The organism is Kluyvera sp. (genome assembly GCF_965301105.1).
The window spans coordinates 1-2,772 of sequence record NZ_CBDKZX010000171.1 but is presented as its reverse complement, the minus strand read 5'-3'; the positions used below and the strand labels follow the sequence as shown (position 1 = coordinate 2,772).

1 protein-coding gene is annotated in these 2,772 nt (G+C 57.4%); it reads left to right on the top strand.

Annotated elements, in window-relative coordinates:
* Nucleotides 1–23: 23 nt before the first annotated feature.
* Nucleotides 24–2,772, top strand: a 2,749-nt coding sequence (locus ACW14G_RS22775; protein WP_455648851.1) for a nitrate reductase subunit alpha, incomplete at its 3' end; no start/stop codon positions are given.

Genomic DNA, 2,772 nt, shown 5'->3' with positions numbered 1-2,772 from the left:
AGGCTCCAAACAGGAGAGACCCGATGAGTAAATTCCTGGACCGGTTTCGCTACTTTAAACAAAAGGGTGAAACATTTGCCGATGGGCACGGACAGATTCTAGATACCAACCGGGATTGGGAAGATGGATACCGAAGCCGCTGGCAGCATGACAAAGTTGTGCGCTCCACGCACGGCGTAAACTGCACCGGTTCCTGCAGCTGGAAAATCTACGTTAAAAACGGTCTGGTCACCTGGGAAACCCAGCAGACCGATTACCCGCGCACCCGTCCGGACCTGCCAAACCATGAACCTCGCGGCTGTCCGCGTGGGGCGAGCTATTCCTGGTACCTTTATAGCGCCAACCGTCTGAAATACCCGCTGATGCGTAAACGCCTGATGAAAATGTGGCGTGATGCAAAGAAACTACACAGCGATCCGGTTGATGCCTGGGCATCCATTATTGAAGATGCCGACAAAGCAAAAAGCTTCAAGCAAGCGCGTGGCCGCGGTGGCTTCGTACGCTCCTCCTGGCAGGAAGTGAACGAGCTGATTGCCGCCTCCAACGTTTACACCGTCAAAACCTACGGCCCGGACCGTGTGGCAGGCTTCTCGCCGATCCCGGCGATGTCGATGGTTTCCTATGCTTCCGGTGCCCGCTATCTCTCCCTGATCGGCGGCACCTGCCTGAGCTTCTACGACTGGTACTGTGACTTGCCGCCAGCGTCTCCGCAGACCTGGGGCGAACAGACCGACGTACCGGAATCCGCCGACTGGTACAACTCCAGCTACATTCTCGCCTGGGGTTCCAACGTTCCGCAAACGCGTACCCCGGACGCGCACTTCTTCACTGAAGTTCGCTATAAAGGCACCAAAACCGTCGCTATTACCCCGGACTACGCTGAAATCGCCAAGCTGTGTGACCTGTGGCTGGCACCGAAGCAGGGGACCGATGCGGCGATGGCGCTGGCGATGGGCCACGTGATGCTGCGTGAATTCCACCTCGACAAACCGAGCCAGTACTTCACCGATTACGTTCGCCGCTACACCGACATGCCAATGCTGGTGATGCTGGAAGAGCGTGATGGCTTCTACGCCGCGGGCCGTATGCTGCGTGCAGCGGATCTGGTGGATGGTCTGGGTCAGGAAGAGCATCCGGAATGGAAAACCGTCGCCTTTGATGAAAAAGGTGAAATGATCGCGCCAAACGGTTCAATCGGTTACCGCTGGGGCGATAAAGGTAAGTGGAACCTCGAACAGCGCGACGGTAAAACTGGCGAAGAGGTTGAACTGCGCCTCAGCCTGTTGGGCAGCCATGACGACGTGGCCCAGGTTGGCTTCCCGTACTTTGGCGGTGACGGCACCGAACACTTCGCCAGCGTTGAGCTGGAAAACATCCTGCTGCACAAACTGCCGGTGAAACGCCTGCAGCTGGCAGACGGTAGCACCGCGCTGGTAACTACCGTTTATGACCTGACCATGGCGAACTACGGCCTGGAACGCGGTCTGAACGATGAAAACTGTGCGACAAGCTACGAAGATATTAAAGCGTACACCCCGGCGTGGGCGGAGAAAATCACCGGCGTTTCCAGCGCACAGATCGTCCGTATCGCGCGTGAATTTGCTGATAACGCCGATAAGACGCATGGTCGCTCGATGATCATCGTCGGTGCCGGTCTGAACCACTGGTACCACCTCGATATGAACTATCGTGGCCTGATCAACATGCTGGTGTTCTGCGGCTGCGTCGGTCAGAGCGGCGGCGGCTGGGCACACTACGTGGGCCAGGAAAAACTGCGTCCGCAGACCGGCTGGCAGCCGCTGGCGTTTGCCCTTGACTGGCAGCGTCCGGCACGTCACATGAACAGCACTTCCTACTTCTATAACCACTCCAGCCAATGGCGCTATGAGTCGGTTACCGCGCAGGAGCTGCTGTCGCCGCTGGCGGATAAATCTCGCTACACTGGTCATCTGCTGGACTTCAACGTGCGCGCAGAACGCATGGGCTGGCTGCCGTCTGCGCCGCAGTTAGGCACCAACCCGCTGCGCATTGCCGATGAAGCGAAAAAAGCCGGCATGACCCCGGTGGATTACACCGTTAAGGCGCTGAAAGAAGGTTCTATCCGCTTTGCCGCTGAACAGCCGGAGAACGGTAAAAACCATCCGCGTAACCTGTTCATCTGGCGCTCCAACCTGCTGGGCTCTTCCGGTAAAGGTCATGAGTACATGCTGAAGTACCTGCTGGGTACCGAGCACGGTATTCAGGGGCTGGATCTCGGCAAGCAGGGCGGCGTGAAGCCGGAAGAAGTGGAGTGGCAGGATAACGGCCTCGACGGCAAGCTGGATCTGGTGGTGACGCTGGACTTCCGTCTGTCGAGCACCTGTCTGTACTCCGACATCGTGCTGCCGACCGCCACCTGGTATGAAAAAGACGACATGAATACCTCGGATATGCATCCGTTTATTCACCCGCTGTCTGCCGCCGTTGATCCGGCCTGGGAGTCGAAAAGCGACTGGGAAATCTACAAAGGCATCGCCAAGAAATTCTCTGAAGTCTGCGTTGGCCACCTCGGTAAAGAAACCGATGTCGTCACGCTGCCAATTCAGCACGACTCCGCTGCCGAACTGGCGCAGCCGTTAGACGTGAAGGACTGGAAAAAAGGCGAATGCGACCTGATCCCGGGCAAGACCGCGCCGCACATTATTCCGGTTGAACGTGATTACCCGGCAACCTACGAGCGCTTTACCTCTATCGGCCCGCTGATGGAGAAAATCGGTAACGGCGGTAAAGGCA